A 16,210-nucleotide genomic window follows, 5' to 3' on the forward strand; every position below is an offset into this window, starting at 1 on the left:
TCCCTCACTGATTACACAATATTTCCTTATTACAGGCGTAGCTAATCCGCTCAACCTTGTCAAAGGTAAGCAGATTTCCCTGTTCATTCTAATTAGTTTTGCAATTAAGAAAATTAGGCAGCCAGTAACTCTTGCTCGTACTTCATTCTTTCGTTGAGATTTTTGAAGTAGGACTGGGAAATTTCTTCGGAGCTAAATGCAGTCATACCGATAAGCTCTTGCGTGCGATGATTCCCTTGCCAGTAACCCACCCATTCCCTTAACGGTAATACCCATAAGCAACGTTTGAGAATATCACTAAATAGGTCGCCATTAGACTTTTGGCGGTTATCGGACATAAACGCTGCTTGATTAGCATAATGTAGGGCATATTTGTTATCGCATTTGTGGTGTACACCACGATGTAAATCACGGAATCTTGCGTTAAAAGATTCTGCAAGGTTATTGTTGATACCTTTAGCACTAAAGGCTTCTTGATGATTAACCGCCCATTTATTGTAGTGAAAATCTAATCCGTTATAAGCAGGATTTTCATCACACATAATATCACTACCTTGTTTCACGAATTGATGGTTTAAGGCAAGAACGGTGTTAGCACTTTCACTATAATCCATTGCAACAATGGTACGATTTGAACCCCATAATGTTTCATCATTGGAAGCATGTTGATTTAAGCTGATAATACAGCGTTTAGTCGGTCTAAATTTGGGAAATTTTGTCTTACTATCTCGTTGTTTACTTCGATTTTTGTGGTAGTTGGTTTTGCGTAAGGTAAAGTTTATCCATGCCCCATCTTCGTGAATTTCACCTTGCATTGGCGTTAAATCACGTGTTTTGAATAGGGCTTCACGCAGTTTATGGCAAAGTACAAAGGCGGTTTTATAGCTGATATTAAGATGACGGCTCATGGTGATTGCTGAAATACCTTTAACTTCATTCGCAAAGAGAAGAATAGCAGCCAAAATATCTACAAACGGCAATTTATGAAAAGCAAATGCCGTATTCGTCGTAATATAGAAGTAGCGTTGGCAATGTTTGCAACACCAACGTTTGCGAGATGTAAGAAAGTAAGCATTGTGGCGGATTCCACAATGCGGACAGCAAACATCACAAACATTATCAGGATTTCCCCAACGGTTTGCTTTTAAAAGTTTGAAGGCTTCATCTTCACTTAGGCGGAAGATATGTTTAAGAGATAATGTTTTGGATTTGCTTGAAAGTAAGTAATGAGCCATAAGTATTCCTTGTGTGTACAAGGTACTCAAAGCTAAACGCCAGACATAAAAAAACGCCCACCTGAATTTTCAGGTCGGCTCAAAGCGTTTTGCCCTGAATACCGTACTGCCACAAGAAATACGTGGACTTTAATAAATGAGTTGCAAACCGAAAATAGAGCCTTAATAAAAGGGTTCTACGCCTATATGGTTCGCTGTGCTTCTTTGAAAGAAACTAGGCTAAATATGAATAAATGGTTCATTGGCAAATTGTAGATGTTCATCAACGATGAACGGTATTTAATATAGATCTACGTTGTTTTTCTGTCAAATAAAAAAGCAACCCATTGCTGAGTTGCTTATGAACTGTGATTCTAAAAAATGGCTATATAACAAGTTAATCAACACTAACCTGATTACCATTAATGCTCACAATATAGTTATGTGTAATATAGTCTGCGCTACCTGATAATCTGTTACCAATAGAATTAGCCATAATTCTACACTTCTTCACACCGTTGTTATCAGATATTTCTTTAGATTCAAAAGAAGAAAATGCAATATAATTCTGCATTCTTGTTGTACCTTCAGCAATACTTCCTGCACCTTCCATTGCTCGACCAAACATATCCCAGAGTGGATTGGAGCGGTCTAACCCTTGCGTAGCGTGTCCTACAAAAAATTGAGCGAGTTTATTTGCTTGAACATTTTGAGCTCGGATTCCTTCGTTAATGAATCTGCGGACTGTTTCTTCAACAACATAATCATCGCACTCAATTTCCTTTTGAAAGGTAGGTACTAGTTGTAAAGGCGATATACTAGGCACTAAAACATCTATACTAAATGCAGTAGCAATCACTGGAAAAATATATTTTCCAAACTTAGAAAAAGCCATTTTATTCTCCTTGTTGTTTTTCAGGATTTTCAGACTCTTTTTTCTTTAAACTAGGTATTTTGCTAAATAACTCTTTAGGATATGTACATACTATTTTCAGGTATGTTTTTAGAAATTCGGCTGAATTAGCATCAAGATGAGATGTTCTACGATGTGCAATGTAGCAACCGACAATAAGGTAGAAGTAAATCAGTTCTTTCATAATGTTTCCTTATAACTAAAAATCAATATCAGGGAAAAATTTAAGGGAAAACCTTGTTGTATATGGTATAGTATGTATACAGTCTGATGTAGTAACTAACGGTGTATATCAACCACACTAGTTGTGGGTACACTCATCAATTAGTGGGTAAAGAATGAATATCAACGAGAAAATCCGAAGAATCCGTGAATCAAAAGAATGGTCGCAAGAACAGATGGCTGAAAAACTGAATATGTCATTGAATGGCTATGCCAAGATTGAGCGTGGTGAAACGAAGTTATACCTAGATAAGTTAGAGCAAATTGCTCAAATCTTAGATATTGATGTTGTTGAGTTGATCCAATCAGGTGAGAAAAATATCTGCTTTCAAATTGAATCGCCACTAGGTTCGGTCTATCAAGGTGGTGGGGAAACTCAAATGTTGATTGAGATTGAGCGGTTGAAGTTGGAGCTTTCTCACTCGAGAGAAAAGGAAGACTTGTTGAATAGGTTGCTTGAGCAGAAAGATAGTGAAATTAAGGCTCTTAAAAATTTATTAGAACATCTTAATTTAAAATAAAAGGCATAGTGAGTTTAAAGTAGTTGCTATACCTTACTTTCTGCTATAGACTCGCATCGTTTTAAGTATGAAAATTTCTCAAAAATTTCTTCCCTGAAAAATTAGTAATTACACTATGGCGTATCAGTGAAATTAAATCAAATATATTTGTTTTTATATCAATATATTCATCATAACTCCAACCATTTTTTCGTGAGCCATGAGCTATTGCATTACGAAACTCAAGAAGCTTATTAATAGCCTGAATGTGAGTATCTAATATATTATTATCAAAACCAATACGAAATAAAATTCTTAGCAGAACATCTTTTGTTAAATTGGATTCTGTGTCAACAATTTTAGATACATCGAGGTAAATAGGAGATGACATAATTTGATCTAAATTATCAAGAAATTCAATTCTCCTTCCCAATTCTACAAATCCTTTTGAATGTTCTTTTTTAAATATAGGATGGTTTTTGGGTATGCGCTGAGTATTCTTAAATTCTTCAAAAATTCTATTTAAGTTACTTGCAGTTAATTCCGTTATTACATCTTTACAATTTAAGCGTTGATTATTTATTTCTCTAACATAACATTCAAAAATAAATTTTACATGCCCTTCAAAAATTGAATAAAGAAGTAGAATCAAAGCCTTAGAGAAAAATTTTTGTTTATCCGAATTATCTCTAATATTAGCTAATTGGTTTTCAAAGAATCTAAGCTCTTCTTCCCTCCACATTTTATCCTCTTCTATTTGACTTAGAAGTGTATCTAAGGAATTAGTTGTCATTATTCTTGAATACCTCTTTAAGATTATTTTCAACAAAAGATATTCTTTCGTCTAAACGATTACGCGTATTTTTTCCTCCCCCAGTAGTCATATCTATAAAATTACAATTTTTCTTAATATTTTCCAAAGCTTCTTTCAAAGTATTTATGGAATCATCAGAACCTTCATCAATGTATTCTAATACAGGTAATATTCCTTGAGTAATAGCTTCAAAATGATAAATCCGAAAAGATTCAGATATTTTGCCGGAGATCGTTGTAGCTCCAAAGGATGATACTCCTAACGATTTATTCAATACTGAAAAAAGTTTTTTGAATATTCTTTCTTCATCATCATAATTAAAATGTTGATAATTTTCATGCTCTTGAGGCAAGGACACGCACTCCATATATTCATCAAGAAATGGTTCAATATCTTTCTTATATTTAGAACGATAATTTTTATAAGCAAAATATCTAAGTACTAACTCCTCTAAGTATGCACTTTTTAATTTTTCTTCTGTGGTTTTTACTGTACTAGTGAAATTATTATCTTTTGCAATGCATTTCAAAAAATCAGCAAACTTGTTATCTAATAACCGAATATTACAATTTCTAATTTCTTGCGACTCCAGCTTTTCTCCGCCAGTATTAAGGCGTTTAAACATATGATAGCGTAATACCTTATTACTTTCTTTACGAATTACTTGTACTCTAACAAAGCTTCTTTTTAAACGAATTTGAAATGCTGCTGGTAATTCTTCATAAGTTAAGCCATTAAGTGATGGCGCTATATCACATCCCGTTAGAACTAGTGGTAGATTATCTAGATTGTCTGCTTCAGAGTCATTGACCGTCTCTGTATCCTCATCATCTACACATATCTTTTTTAAAAATCCCCTAAAATTCAAGTAACTTGATATTCTTTGTAAACCATCAATAAGTTCATAATTACCATTTTCTATTTCTATTACAAAAATAGGAGGTATTGGCATCTCAAGTATTAGAGATTCAATGAACCTAGATTGTTTATCCTCAGACCATCGGAATAGCCTTTGAAATGAAGGGCTAATATTTAACTCACCATTTTGATACATATCAGCAATTTCATTAAAAGAAAGATCGAGTTGTCTTGTGTGAGTTTGAGTTACTTGTTTCTCTACATCTTCTATTATTTGACTTATATTATTCATATTACTTTCCTTCATAGTGAAAATTAATAAAGAACTCTCGGGTTTTTTGTTTTTTTACATATTTTGCGGATCTAGGGTTTATATTATCAAATGAATTACTTTTAAATGATACAATATCAGTCTTTTTAAAATTTAAACCAACCAACATTTCCTCAAAAAATAAAGGTAAATTATTATGAATATCCTTGTAAAAGGAATCCTGTACTACAAGACTAAAATTAGCCCCTACTTTACAGACTCGAGAGATCTCATAAAATGAATTATATATATCATCAAAATATTGCAACAAATTAGTATGGTAGTATCCCTTAGAAGCTATTGATGAATGCTCTTTTACTTGGTTCAAAAACCTATTACATTCCAATCCCCATTGTTGTTTAGAGTACACTCTTTGTTTTCTAATTGTTGTAGAACCTGTCATTGAATTTCTTAGATTTTTAAATAAACTATCATCAATACCTAATATAGATAGTTCGGGTCTCATTGCTACAGCATAGTCAATTCTCGTACAATACGGTGGAGAAGTTAATATATAATCTATAGAATTATCGGCTATAGGGAGATCACTTGAATTACTTGTGATAAATTTAGACAAATCACATTGTTTATTGAAATGTTCTATAGAATTTATAGTCACTAATTGCTCATCAAGTAACTTATCAAATAAATAAATAATAGTTGACTTATCTAAATTTATTTTATTATCATTACATTTAGCAACTTTAACCCATGTTGGGTTAGATGATGAGAAATTCTTTTTTATATATTGTTTAACAATCTTAAATAAAACAATATAAAAAAAACTTGCTAGGCTACTTAGACTATTTTCATCAACTAACAAATTATCCCTTTTTTTTGAACTAACTAATAGATTGTAGATGATCATCTCTAAAGATCTAATGATACCTACAGTATAAGAATTAAACCATAAATTAAGCCCATCATCATTTCTAAAGTGATTTCTAGAATATTTAAATTTTTTTATTATGTCTGCTTTAAGAGAAGTAATTGATGGTGATAATTCTCTAGAAATATTATTAGCTTTAGCTATGACTGTCATTACTGGATTTAAATCTATCCCAGTTGAAAAACAACCAAATTGCTTTGCTGTAATTGATGTCAATCCAGTACCTGACCATGGATCTAATACAGCAGAAGCATCATTCACATACTTAGATAATGTATTATAGACAAATTCGTAAGAATATCCTGCATAGTAAGGATATAAACTAGAATTATTTCTTCTGTTAAGTTTAGGGGTTATCAAATTCATGTTTATTAACGTTTTTCTGATAGAATTTTGAACGATATATCAAATGCGATTTGCATATCATTGGGCATTATTCGATAATAATTGATCAGAGCTTGCTCTTTCTCCGTTAGTTTTCCACTTGAATGAGTTCGAAACATATTCCCTTCACCACGCATCAACCAATTCAAATCAACATTCAACACATCACTGATCTTGATTAAAACTTCAGCACTCGGATCACGTTCATTAAGTAAATAGTTTTGAAGGGTACGGTAAGGCATATCAAGTAATTCAGCAAAGGCTTTAATACTCAAGCCTTTATACTCCATCACCTCTCTTAAACGGTTGCTTATACTCATTTTTGTATCTCATATTGACTTGTATGTAGTTTTTGAGTATGATTAAATCATCTTATATACCCACATTTTACATTTTTTTAGATTTATGGCACAGCATTTTTTGTTATCTAGCTCTGCAAGAAAATTAAGTCCGCTAAAGATAGCTCAACTATCTGATGCAGATGCATTTTCTTTACTGCATGAATTACGCTGGAGAAGCGAAAACGAACAAGTTTGCCCTAAATGCGGTGTACAACATGAAGCCTACTTTATCTCTACTCGTAAGCAATGGCGATGCAAGCATTGTAAACATACCTTTAGTATTACCTCAGGGACGATTTTTGCGAATCACAAGTTACCGATTCAAACTTATTTATTCGCTATCGCCTTATTTGTGAATGCGGTAAAGGGCATTTCCGCTTGTCAGCTCTCACGCGACTTGAACGTGCAATATAAGACGGCTTTTACGCTTGCTCACAAAATCCGTGAAAGTTTACAAATTCAGAAACAGTTATTTCCGCTTTCAGGTGAAATTCATATCGACGGCACTTATGTGCATTCCGCCCCGCGACCAAAGAATAAGAAATCGGAGCGCGTGGACAGACGGCTGAAAGAAAATACTAATCCGAATAAACGGTCAATTTTGGTGATGCGAAGCCGTTATACCGAAGAAGAAACCGCAGAAAACCCGTATTTAGTGGGCGCAAAGAAAACCTTAACCTTTCCGATTTTATCGGAAAATAGTCACGTCGTGAATAAATTGGCAACAAGCTATATTAAGGCTGGCAGTCGTATTCACGCAGACGAAAACTCAGCTTATGACGAATTGATGATTCACTACGATTTGCGTCGCGTAAACCATCAAAAAGAGTATCGCAGTGATGAAGGTATCACTAACAATCTTGCAGAAAGCTATTTCAGTCGCTTTAAGCGTATGATTATCGGTACGCACCATAAAATCAGCAATAAGTATCTTGATAACTACGCCAACGAATGTGCTTATCGAGAAGATAATCGCCGTGTGGATAATTTAAGCCTATTTAACAGCACACTCAGGCATTGTCTTGCTACCGACAATACAACAGACTGGCAAGGCTATTGGCAGGGTAATCATAGACAAGCAGAAAGGTTGATAATGTAATGGGAAATAAAATCTACTTTAGCCAAATTCAGGCTAAAATCGACCGCTTGCAGCGTGAACGAACACAAGTGCTAGAACACCTCGAATTAGTCGAAAGAAAAATCCAAAAGCTCAACGATGCCCTTGAAGTGATGGAAGATGAAGCCTTAACCGATGAATACGATACTGAGGTTTATTCATATCGAACCTACAAACATAGATTCCGAGGAAAATTAAGACCAATGGTCTTAGCGGTACTCAAAGCCCAACCCGACCATTATTTTACGGTCAATGAAATCACTGAGATTGTCTTAATAAAAGACAGACAAGACCCTATCGTTCGTCCAAAGCATACGGTTTCGGTACGTGGCGCGTTAAAACATTGGCTGACAAAAGGTGTCGTAGAACGACTAGAAAGAGGCGTGACTGATGTCAAATGGCGACTGAAACAAAAATAGCGGATAAATACCGCTATTTTCTATTCCAAAGGCTTTAATCGCCAAGATCTGAAGCAACGTTCAATAATTCCTCTTTTATGTAATTTCACCAGTATGCGGTTAACCGCGTTATAATGCTTATCACCGACATCAACAAATTGTGGCATTCCTCCCAATATTAAGACTTTTTCAGCAATCTCACTACAAAACATCCAATCGGGATTTTCACGCAAAACTTGGGCAACTAATCGCATCGTAATCAAGGGCTGCGGTTTTGGTTCTTTCGGCATATAAGGTTGAGCTAATGCGTTAATCTCTTGTGATAAACACTGCATTTGCACCGTCAGCTCATCTTGTTTTTCTTTTAGCTTTAATAGGCGTCCCACTAATTCGTGTTTCAGCAGCTTTTGTGCCATAATAAAAATCCCTATCGAGTTAAAGTTTCAATAGGGATTTTAAGGTTTTTAATCGGTTAAATCTTTGTGCAACTGCTACATAATACCGGATTCATCGCGAAAACTGACCGCACTTTTTTGCTGTTTTCTGTCTATTTTATAAAACCTACTAATTTGCTTTGTTATTATTTTTTGGTATTATCCTGTCCGTCGTAAATGACGATAAATGACTACCACTCTCTTTACTATATTGTAAATAAGGAACACTAATGAATAAATTCAATTTATTTATTCTCGCTGTTGTTACTGCATTAAGTTTATCCGCGTGCTCATCCAGCGGTAATGATTCAAATCATACGGATAACACCAACAACACCATCACTCAACCGGTAACTCCGAGCCAACCAAACAACCAAACAAATCAGCCGACAACACAAAGTCAACCAAGTAATCAAGTTACCCAACCAACAGCACCAAACCAGCCGAATAATCAGGTAACACAACCGACGACGCCAAATCAGCCTAATAATCAAGTGGCGCAACCAACTGAGCCAAACCAACCAAGTAATCAAATTAAACAACCGACAACACCGGCCCAACCATCAGATCCAAGCACACCGGTATCAATTGTGAGCATTCCAACCAGTGGAAAATATAATGGTGTCGCTTATGAATATAAAAGCGGTGATGTAAATGACAAAATTGTGAATCCAAAAGTGCATCGTTTAAGTTCAAATAATATTGATGTATTAAACGTTGACGGGAAACGAATTGATATTGCACCCGAAGGTGTGAATCCAGGATACACTTATTTGGATAAAGACGGAGAAACCCGTTTAAGTACCGGTGCCTTTGTTAATGGATTAATCTTCATGTCCAGCACAAGAAACGGCATCTATCAAAACCAAAAGGACGGCAAAACCTATGTTTATGTACAAGGTGAATTAACCCCGGTAAATGAAATTCCACGTACAGGTGAAGTACGTTATCTTGGATTAAGTAGCTACCATGTCAACAACGAAACCCTAAATGAGGGAGCTTCCGACGTCAACCCGCCAAGATGGGGAATTGTCGGTATTGATATGACCGCTAACTTTGATGAGAAAAAAGTTAATGGCCAATTACTGGCAACTGGTTATCCGGATAACGTTGTTTCTAAACTGGAAGGTAAAATCTCCGGCAACCAATTCAGCGGAACAAAAGACGGCACAACCATGCAAGGAGCCTTCTTTGGGAAGGACGCTAATGAAATGGGCGGCATTTATACTAACCAAGAAAAAGGCTTCAGCGGTGCATTTTCAGCCAAAGCTAACTGGTCAAAATAAATCTTTCTATATCACCACATACCCACGCTCAACCGTGGGTATTTTTATTATATTTATAAAATCCTTTTTATTTTTTCTGCAGATTTAAAGATTTGATTTCTTGATATAATATAAAGAGAAAATATAAACATAAAAATACAAAATGCAAAAATCTCTGGTTTTTGGACATCTGATAATCCACCAATATCGACTATAGGAATAATTAAGAAATAAAGTCCCGCAAGGAATACAGTTGTTGAATAAAATATATTGAAATACTTTTCAACGACATCAACTTTATTAATAACAACATTCAAATGACCATCAATAATACGTAAAACTTTTGCGCTTTTTTGAAATCAGATAAAGGAATATTTTTATCTTTAGAAACAAACAAAATACTTCTTCGAATACTCTTATCGACAGAAATGCCAGATGTCATCTCAAAGACTCTAGACTTTACTTCTTCTTGAACTAAGTCATCTAACTCAGAATCAGTAATCATGTCATTTAACTCTAACAATTCTTTAATTCTAGAATTTTTCTTAGATATTAAATAACGATGAACATACTCTATAGAATTAGATCCAAAAATCTTTAATAAAACTTAAACACATAACCAAATCAATAAAATATAAAAAAAGAAAAATCATTAACTTTCATTAATTCAATAAACATATTTTCCATACCATCTCCTTATAAAAAAATGAATCACCAATATTCTCACTAACAAACTGCCAAGTATTCCTCAAAAGAATATTCACATATCATATTAAATTAAACTAGGTTTTGCATACCTGTCAGAAAAAAGAGTGCTATTTTTTCTAAATGTTTTTTGTTTCGAGTTCCTGTAAATATGCTTTCAACCCGCGCTCTCTCAAGACACAACTCGGGCATTCGCCGCAGCCGCCTTCGACGCCGTTGTAGCAGGTGTGGGTGTGTCGGCGGATGTAATCAAAGGCGCCGAGTTAGGTATGGCGAATTTCTTGGTTCGTACCATTAAAATCCACGAAAAAATGGACTTTTTCATCAAAATAATCCAACCAATTCACCCCCACCACAGCGGAATATAAATCCAAATCGCTAAAGACTTTCGCTTGCACGATAGGCAATAAAATTCGTGAACTCAAACGGCTCCAAAGTAAAGTGCGATACAGGGTTTCGTCATCCGCCCAGTAATGCACGCCGCCTTGCGCGACTTTGGCATCCTGCGCACCTAACTCGGTCAATTCGTATTTCAAAAGCTCTTCAAACCCACGGGCTGTGGTGGCAAAAAGTTGTTTCATAAGGTCTCGATGATTGGAAAAAATTGGCGGGGATATAGCAGTTTTAAGCGACTCAGTGCGTTGAAGTGCGGTGGATTTTTTAAGAGATTTTGCATCGATGATAAAATCTCACCACACCTAGGCGGACACCATAAAGGCACGTTCACTGTATTTTATTCAATACCATTAGGCCAAAATGTACTCTAATTTAATCTTCGTTAAACTTTCCAGCAAATCCTCTGCCATCCTTTTATAACTGAGCGTCTGTGGTTTTTCTACCATCACCGCACGGGTAATGTTTTCTACGGCTTCTCCACTTAATATCAGATAATTCAATGCCACCTGCATTGCCGGCAAGCTTGGATTGAAGGCGGCATTTTCCGCATAACTGCCGTGATAAATATGCTGATTTCGGGTTTGAATGGCGATACCGTGGAAGGAATTGGAATATGGCGCATGTGCTTGGTTAGCCATCGCAAGGGCTTGTGAAATCACCGGGTCGTTGCTGTTTAAGGATAATTGATTGTCATGTTGATCCAGCAAATGTAGCTGAATGTTTAAGTTTTTTGGCCCGAATGCATCAGGTAAATATTGGTGCAACGGATTATTCTGGCTATGCGGTAAATGAATTTGTAATCTTTCTGCGCTATTTAACTCATTCATAAACTGGCGACAATGGCCACATGGCGTGTAGTTGACGCTAATATCGGTGATTTGTTTTTCTCCGCGCATCCAAGCATGACTAATCGCACTTTGTTCGGCATGGATGGTTTGTTGAATATCCGTTTGGCAAAATTCTTGATTCGCCCCAAAATAAAAATTGCCGCTCACTCCTGTGACGATCGCGCCAACATTAAAATGTGAGATAGGCGTGGTGGCATAACAAGCAGCAATGGGGAGCAGTTGAAGGGAGAGTTGTTGAGGAGTGATTTGATGTTTGTTGCACAAGTGCTGTACGACAAAGTGCGGTAGGAATCCCACAAATTTTTGCTCTTGTAAAATAAGCCAAATATCCTGAGCTAACAGCGCATTATCAATTTGAGACAACGCGTGGTGAATTTTGTCTGAAATTGGTGTTGTCATAATCCTCTCCTTTTTCGTTTTTGATTTCCTTATCTTAGCACCGGATAAAAAAAGTGCGGTTGAAAATTAATATAAATTTCGACCGCACTTTTGTGATGGCTATGAGAACAAATTATTTCGCTGCTTTTAGCTCTTGATAATATTGTTCGTAGTATTGAATCGCATCACCCACATCATCTTGCCAGTGGCTATTTTTTAATACTTCAGCCGTTGGATAGATTGACGGATCTTCAGTGATTTCTTTTGGTAACACTTTTTTCGCTTCAAGGTTAGCGGTTGGGTAGCCGATAGCTAAGGTTAATTTTTCTGCCGCTTTCGCACCTAACATATAGTTGATAAGTTTATGTGCGCCTTCCGGGTTTTTAGACGTTGATGTAATGGCAAGGTTATCCACCCAAAGGACCGGCCCTTCTTTTGGGAATACCATGTTTAGAGGCGCTTGTTCTTTTTTCGCGATGCGCACGGAACCATTCCATAATTGACCCACTTCTACTTCACCGGAAATAAAAGAGTTCGCCGGGTTATCAGAGTTGAAAGAAAGTACGTTTGGACGTAATTTCAACAATTCTTCGTAAGCCTGTTTGATAATTACCGGATCTTGCGTATTTGGATCTTGACCTAATTTTAACAACGCGATGTTGAATACTTCACGGGCATCATCTAATAATTGTACTTTATTGGCAAATTCCGGTTTCCATAAATCGCCCCAAGAGGTGAAATCGGTGCCTTTGTAGCTATTGGTGTTGAATGCAATACCCGGTGCACCTAATAATTGCGGAAGGGAATATTTATTGCCTTTGTCATAAGGTTTGTCGAGCCAATCAGGATCTAATTCTTTAATAACAGGTAATTGGCTGTGATCAAGTTCTTTTAGCATCCCTTCGCGTGCCATTTTAGACACGAAGTAGTTAGACGGTGCAATTACATCATAACCACCGGATGCGCCTTGCGTTTTTAATTTCGCATACATTGTCTCGTTTGATTCAAGACTTGACACAATCACTTTAATACCGGTTTCTTTGGTGAAATCATCTAAAAGACCATCCGGTATATATTCAGTCCATGTATAAAGATACACGGTATCATTTGCAGGCGCTTCAGCTTTAGGGGCTTCCGGCGCGGTTTGCGCTTGTTTGTTGTCTTTCTCGTTACAACCTGTCAGGGCAACAGCGATCATACTTGCGGTGAATAAACCGGCAAATTTTTTCATTTTTGTTTGTTCTCCGTAAAAGAGGTGAAAAAAAACCACCTGCATAAAATGCAGGTATAAAAAAACGCCTTGATTGTGCGTCAAGGCGTATTGTATGTGATATTAAATTATTTGTGAAACATTATTACGACTAGATGTCTTTGTGTTTTCTGCCGATAAATTGGCTAGCAACTACGAGTAATAATGAAAGCACGATCATGATGGTTGCAAGGGCGTTTACTTCCGGTGTCACCCCGGTTTTCACCAAGGAGAAAATACGCAACGGTAGGATTTCATAGCTTACACCGCTCACGAAAGAGGACACCACAACATCATCGAGTGAGATGGTAAAGCTTAACAACCAACCGGACACCACCGCTGGTAATGCAAGTGGCAGGATGATTTTGCGTAAAATCGTCACTTCACTGGCACCCAAATCTTTCGCAGCTTCTAACATTCTTGCATCGAAACCGTTTAAGCGGGAGAAAATAGTGACCGTGACATAAGGCAAACAGAAGGTCACGTGTGCCAACAATAAGGACCAGAAACCTAAAGAAATCCCTACAACCATAAACAACGCGAGTAAGGATACCGCCATCACGATATCCGGCGACATCATCACGATAAACAACATACCACTTACGGCTTGTTTGCCACGGAAACGATAACGATAAAGCGCAATCGCAGTTAAACCGCCTACAATGGTAGCGAGGGTTGCTGCAAAGAAAGCAATCGTTACAGAATGAATCGCTGCTTGAATTAAAGTATCATTGTTAAACAGCCGTTCATACCAGTTCCAGCTAAAGCCTTTCCAACTTAAGCCATAACGGTCTTCGTTGAAGGAGTTAGTCACCAAAATAATAATCGGGATATACAAATAAGCGTATACCACAAACATAAAGATATTACGTAGTAAACGGCTCATTATTCTAACTCCACTTTCTTATTCAATAGTTTATTGGCACGGTAGTACACAAAAATTAACAAGGCCATGAGAATCGTTAAGCCGATACTGATTGCCGAGCCGAATGGCCAGTTGCGGGAAATTAAGAATTCACTCTTAATCACGTTACCCACAAGTAAGACTTTCGCACCACCAAGTAAGTCCGCGACATAGAACATGCCCATTGCCGGTAACAATACCAACAGGCAACCTGCCACAATGCCCGGCATGGTGAGAGGTAAAATCACACGGAAGAAACGTTGAAACGCATTAGCGCCTAAGTCTTTTGCGGCTTCCAATAACCGTCCGTCTAATTTTTCAATCGCGGAGTACAGTGGCAAAATCATAAATGGCAGAAGCAAATAGACTAAACCGATGATCACCGCCACCTCTGTGTTTAGAATGCGAATCGGTTCACTCAAAATGCCCATGTCCATCAACAGGGTATTCAACACGCCTTTCACACCAAGGAACACTTTCATACCGTAAATACGAATCAGCGAGTTTGTCCAGAATGGCAATACCACAAGGAACAATAAGAGCGGTCGATATTTCGGATGAATTTTGCTGACCATAAAGGCGAATGGATAGCCGATCAGTAAGCAAATAATGGTGGCAATGCCCGACATATACAATGAATTCCACACCACCTGCGCATAAAGCGGATTAAACAGGTTGATGTAGTTATCCAAGTTAAATGGCAAGGCATAAAAGTTACTACCATCTCGGGTTAAGAAACTTACGACTAATACCAATAAGTTTGGAATTAGCACAAAGAAAATGAGCCAACCGAAGATAATCGCAACAGTAATTTTCTGAAATTTATTATTGATTATCTTCATCGTTGAGTACAACCTCCCAACCTTCGTGCCAAGTAATCCCTACACGTTGACCAATACTGTGATCCATATGAGGATCGTCTTCATTGAAAAACTCGCTCACTAACACGCGTTTGCCGTTGTGCTCGAATTCTACGGTAGATTCAAGAGTCATACCTTTGTAAGTGCGGTCGATAATGTGACCGATAATCGCGTTAGAATGTTCGTGTTCATCCAGCTCTTCAATCACAATATCTTCAGGACGAAGCAACACTTGAAGTTGTTGATCTTTTTCGACCGGAATATCCGTATAAATATCACAAATACGGCCTTCCACATTGGCAAGTACTACATCGTCTGATTTGCGTTCAATGACGGTTGCATCAAAAACATTAATTTCGCCGATGAAACGCGCCACAAACAAGTTTGCCGGATCTTCATAAATCTCACGCGGAGAGCCGTCTTGTGCAATTTTACCTTTACGCAATAAGACAATACGATCAGACATGGTGATCGCCTCTTCTTGGTCATGGGTCACGAAAATAAAGGTAATGCCTAATTGGCGTTGTAATTGCTTTAATTCATATTGCATTTGTTTGCGCAATTTATAATCCAGCGCAGACAGAGATTCATCAAGTAACAAGACTTTCGGTTTATTGACCACCGCGCGAGCAATTGCGATACGTTGTTGTTGTCCGCCGGAAAGTTGGGTAGGTTTACGTTCTGCCATCTCTTCCAACTGAACCATACGCAATGCCTCTAATACACGAGGTTTGATCTCGCTTTCCGGCACTTTTTGCATGCGCAAACCGAAAGCCACGTTTTCAAAAATCGTCATATGTGGAAATAAGGCATAACTTTGGAATACGGTGTTAATGTGGCGTTTTTCTGCCGGTACATTGGTAATGTCTTCACCGTCCAAAATAATGTTGCCGGAATCTAATTCTTCCAATCCTGCCAATAAACGTAACACAGTGGTTTTACCACAACCAGATGGACCAAGAATGGTGACAAATTCACCATTATTAATGATTAAATTAAAATCGTTAATAATGGTATTGGAACCGTAGGATTTTTTGATTGAACGAAGCTCAATAATTGGCTTGTTTTGAACCGAGTTTTCCACTAGCTTTGGTTTTCTCCCTAACGTACCGAAGTTTTTCGATAAAAATTAGAAACAAATACTTATCATAAAAGATAAGCGGCGATGATAAATATGAGCTGCTAATGATATAGTGATTAGCCCCCAATGA

Annotated in this window: 19 protein-coding genes and 1 pseudogene; 4 read left to right on the top strand and 16 right to left on the bottom strand. The window is 37.0% G+C overall.

The features are described from left to right. Positions 1-113: 113 nt before the first annotated feature. The 3 genes from QZ106_RS08335 to QZ106_RS08345 form a co-directional block, all read right to left on the bottom strand. Entirely contained in the window at positions 114-1,235 is a 1,122-nt protein-coding gene (locus QZ106_RS08335; RefSeq protein WP_295976376.1) for an IS1595 family transposase, read from the bottom strand. A 376-nt stretch (positions 1,236-1,611) separates the two neighbouring features. Further along, the gene (locus tag QZ106_RS08340) at positions 1,612-2,109 is read right to left on the bottom strand and encodes a hypothetical protein (protein ID WP_295976378.1); all 498 of its coding nucleotides are present in this window, start codon (positions 2,107-2,109) and stop codon (positions 1,612-1,614) included. 1 nt (position 2,110) lies between these two features. Continuing rightward, positions 2,111-2,311: a hypothetical protein gene (locus QZ106_RS08345; RefSeq protein ID WP_005822158.1), complete on the bottom strand. Its 201-nt coding sequence runs from the start codon at positions 2,309-2,311 to the stop codon at positions 2,111-2,113. Between the two features lie 154 nt (positions 2,312-2,465). Between QZ106_RS08345 and QZ106_RS08350 the strand changes: the two genes are divergently transcribed. Then, positions 2,466-2,870: a helix-turn-helix transcriptional regulator gene (locus tag QZ106_RS08350; protein ID WP_295976381.1), complete on the top strand. Its 405-nt coding sequence runs from the start codon at positions 2,466-2,468 to the stop codon at positions 2,868-2,870. A gap of 61 nt (positions 2,871-2,931) precedes the next feature. On the opposite strand, the gene QZ106_RS08355 is transcribed toward QZ106_RS08350, so the two are convergent. The 4 genes from QZ106_RS08355 to QZ106_RS08370 are packed head-to-tail and all read right to left on the bottom strand — an operon-like array spanning position 2,932 to position 6,424. Further along, positions 2,932-3,642 carry an MAE_28990/MAE_18760 family HEPN-like nuclease gene (locus QZ106_RS08355; protein WP_295976382.1) on the bottom strand — a complete coding sequence of 237 codons (711 nt, stop codon included), beginning with the start codon at positions 3,640-3,642 and terminating at the stop codon, positions 2,932-2,934. After that, a complete protein-coding gene (locus QZ106_RS08360; RefSeq protein ID WP_295976384.1) occupies positions 3,632-4,813 on the bottom strand; it encodes a DUF262 domain-containing protein in 1,182 nt (393 codons plus the stop codon). Before QZ106_RS08360 ends, QZ106_RS08355 begins: the two co-directional genes overlap by 11 nt. A gap of 1 nt (position 4,814) precedes the next feature. After that, the gene (locus QZ106_RS08365; protein ID WP_295976386.1) at positions 4,815-6,086 is read right to left on the bottom strand and encodes a hypothetical protein; all 1,272 of its coding nucleotides are present in this window, start codon (positions 6,084-6,086) and stop codon (positions 4,815-4,817) included. Between the two features lie 5 nt (positions 6,087-6,091). Then, a complete protein-coding gene (locus QZ106_RS08370) occupies positions 6,092-6,424 on the bottom strand; it encodes a helix-turn-helix transcriptional regulator (protein ID WP_295976388.1) in 333 nt (110 codons plus the stop codon). A gap of 85 nt (positions 6,425-6,509) precedes the next feature. Here QZ106_RS08370 and QZ106_RS08375 point away from each other — a divergent pair, with 85 nt between their 5' ends. Both QZ106_RS08375 and QZ106_RS08380 read left to right on the top strand, forming a co-directional pair. Next, entirely contained in the window at positions 6,510-7,544 is a 1,035-nt protein-coding gene (locus QZ106_RS08375; protein WP_295976390.1) for an IS1595 family transposase, read from the top strand. Further along, the gene (locus QZ106_RS08380) at positions 7,544-7,981 is read left to right on the top strand and encodes a hypothetical protein (RefSeq protein ID WP_048750170.1); all 438 of its coding nucleotides are present in this window, start codon (positions 7,544-7,546) and stop codon (positions 7,979-7,981) included. The genes QZ106_RS08375 and QZ106_RS08380 overlap by 1 nt, the downstream gene beginning before the upstream one ends. A 20-nt stretch (positions 7,982-8,001) precedes the next feature. On the opposite strand, the gene QZ106_RS08385 is transcribed toward QZ106_RS08380, so the two are convergent. Then, entirely contained in the window at positions 8,002-8,376 is a 375-nt protein-coding gene (locus tag QZ106_RS08385; protein ID WP_295976393.1) for a hypothetical protein, read from the bottom strand. Positions 8,377-8,624: 248 nt separating this feature from the next. Here QZ106_RS08385 and QZ106_RS08390 point away from each other — a divergent pair, with 248 nt between their 5' ends. Beyond that, the gene (locus QZ106_RS08390; protein WP_295976395.1) at positions 8,625-9,680 is read left to right on the top strand and encodes a transferrin-binding protein-like solute binding protein; all 1,056 of its coding nucleotides are present in this window, start codon (positions 8,625-8,627) and stop codon (positions 9,678-9,680) included. A gap of 292 nt (positions 9,681-9,972) precedes the next feature. Here QZ106_RS08390 and QZ106_RS08395 read toward each other — a convergent pair whose 3' ends face one another. From QZ106_RS08395 to potA, 8 genes and pseudogenes are all read right to left on the bottom strand, one after another. Then, positions 9,973-10,182: a hypothetical protein gene (locus tag QZ106_RS08395; protein WP_295976396.1), complete on the bottom strand. Its 210-nt coding sequence runs from the start codon at positions 10,180-10,182 to the stop codon at positions 9,973-9,975. 301 nt (positions 10,183-10,483) lie between these two features. Next, a complete protein-coding gene (locus QZ106_RS08400; RefSeq protein WP_295976447.1) occupies positions 10,484-10,609 on the bottom strand; it encodes a 7-cyano-7-deazaguanine synthase in 126 nt (41 codons plus the stop codon). Between the two features lie 21 nt (positions 10,610-10,630). Next, positions 10,631-10,945: pseudogene (locus tag QZ106_RS08405) on the bottom strand (THUMP domain-containing protein); the annotation flags it as partial. Positions 10,946-11,110: 165 nt separating this feature from the next. Continuing rightward, entirely contained in the window at positions 11,111-12,007 is an 897-nt protein-coding gene (cdd, locus tag QZ106_RS08410; protein WP_295976398.1) for a cytidine deaminase, read from the bottom strand. Positions 12,008-12,119: 112 nt separating this feature from the next. After that, positions 12,120-13,217 carry an extracellular solute-binding protein gene (locus tag QZ106_RS08415; RefSeq protein ID WP_295976400.1) on the bottom strand — a complete coding sequence of 366 codons (1,098 nt, stop codon included), beginning with the start codon at positions 13,215-13,217 and terminating at the stop codon, positions 12,120-12,122. Positions 13,218-13,347: 130 nt separating this feature from the next. Beyond that, complete coding sequence (gene potC / locus QZ106_RS08420) at positions 13,348-14,121, bottom strand: spermidine/putrescine ABC transporter permease PotC (RefSeq protein ID WP_290521082.1); 774 nt, start codon at positions 14,119-14,121, stop codon at positions 13,348-13,350. Continuing rightward, complete coding sequence (potB, locus tag QZ106_RS08425) at positions 14,121-14,981, bottom strand: spermidine/putrescine ABC transporter permease PotB (protein WP_295976401.1); 861 nt, start codon at positions 14,979-14,981, stop codon at positions 14,121-14,123. Before potB ends, potC begins: the two co-directional genes overlap by 1 nt. Then, positions 14,965-16,083: a spermidine/putrescine ABC transporter ATP-binding protein PotA gene (gene potA / locus QZ106_RS08430; RefSeq protein ID WP_295976403.1), complete on the bottom strand. Its 1,119-nt coding sequence runs from the start codon at positions 16,081-16,083 to the stop codon at positions 14,965-14,967. The genes potB and potA overlap by 17 nt, the downstream gene beginning before the upstream one ends. Positions 16,084-16,210: the final 127 nt, after the last annotated feature.

It is taken from the genome of uncultured Aggregatibacter sp., from assembly GCF_901873365.1.
GTDB lineage: Bacteria > Pseudomonadota > Gammaproteobacteria > Enterobacterales > Pasteurellaceae > Aggregatibacter.